The 1,205-nt window shown below is 37.8% G+C and carries 2 protein-coding genes; both read right to left on the bottom strand.

Annotated elements, in window-relative coordinates; genetic code table 11:
- Positions 1-256: 256 nt before the first annotated feature.
- The gene (locus LY11_RS26855) at positions 257-427 is read right to left on the bottom strand and encodes a hypothetical protein (protein ID WP_170132801.1); all 171 of its coding nucleotides are present in this window, start codon (positions 425-427) and stop codon (positions 257-259) included.
- 88 nt (positions 428-515) lie between these two features.
- The gene (locus LY11_RS26465) at positions 516-1,163 is read right to left on the bottom strand and encodes a hypothetical protein (protein ID WP_111636574.1); all 648 of its coding nucleotides are present in this window, start codon (positions 1,161-1,163) and stop codon (positions 516-518) included.
- Between the last annotated feature and the right edge of the window lie 42 nt (positions 1,164-1,205).

The raw sequence follows: 1,205 nt of genomic DNA on the forward strand, positions 1-1,205 counted from the left end.
GGGTACTTGTCCCCAGAAGAATTTGGTAGAAACTTAAATAAACAAAATATTGCCGCTTAACTAAATGTCAACTTTAATGTTGCAATTCCAGGTTTACTCAAACTTGAAGAATCTTCTTTAAATTATGAATGTGCTAAGTGCAAATTTGAAGTGAAAAAACTATTTATAAAACCCGTTGATCCGAGGTTAAGTCTCTCTTTAAGAGAAAGACTTTGTTTGCTACCAGTAAATGATAAGTATACCCTCATGACCAGGCCTATTTATTTTTTAAAAACAATAAAAAACCCACCACAAAAGTCTGCTCCAGTCCCAGCCCAAATGTATTCATCAGGATTTTATCAAACCGCCATTTTCCTTTAGGCTCATCAACAATTATTTTCCCTTCCCTTTTAAGTAAAGACTTTTCCCAGAACCTGTTCAGGTGCATGATCTTTAATTTCCTGTTTCCTGTGATTGCGTTAGCACAGTAGAAAACATGGTGACTGATTTAAAATATGATTTAGAATTTGCATCATTTATAGCGCTCCTGCCTGGGATTCAAAAGTTTGTCTAATACATGTCCAGCTTATCATATGCGGAAAAGGCTGACAACCAGATGCCGTTGCTGTTGGCTCATCATAACTCATACCAGACCATTGTAACAATGGTAAACCAATGATATTCCCATCATTAAAGTTCTGAATTAAATTTTGTCCTGCACCTTTGTAGCCATCCTGATGAAATACAATTTCAGGATCTATTTTAAGAAAGACACAGGCTGCATATGACCAGGCCAGAGCCATCATTTCTCCACCCCTGTGCATATCACAATCTTCCAGATTATCATTCATACTTTGCCTGATATTGGGCGGCATACAAGCCAGATGTCCGGCCTCATGTAAAACATCGCCTGGATAAAGTAATCGTTTTGTATCAATCACTAAAGCACCATTCCGTAATTTAAGACCGGGCAGAAAAGTATCTTCTTCAATTGTTTCCAGCTGATAGGCTAATCCAATCTTTTGCAAGAAGGAAAGAATCTGATCTAAAGGCTCACATTGATTATATTGCCTTTCAAACTCATCAGCCAGCAGATTCGCTGTTACTGTATTTTGTGCTCTTAATCCACTATGGATATTCCGAGGTATACTACACCACCATTCCGCGGCAAAGTACACCACCATTCCGAGCCATATTACACCACTAATTAGGATTTAGTGTATTGA

Source organism: Pedobacter cryoconitis, assembly GCF_003259615.1.
In the GTDB taxonomy this organism is placed as follows: domain Bacteria; phylum Bacteroidota; class Bacteroidia; order Sphingobacteriales; family Sphingobacteriaceae; genus Pedobacter; species Pedobacter cryoconitis.

Bases quoted from the DNA above. Each gene is read 5' to 3' on its own strand.
- LY11_RS26855 (WP_170132801.1), bottom strand. From the start codon at position 427: ATGCACCTGAACAGGTTCTGGGAAAAGTCTTTACTTAAAAGGGAAGGG.
- LY11_RS26465 (WP_111636574.1), bottom strand. From the start codon at position 1,163: ATGGTGGTGTACTTTGCCGCGGAATGGTGGTGTAGTATACCTCGGAAT.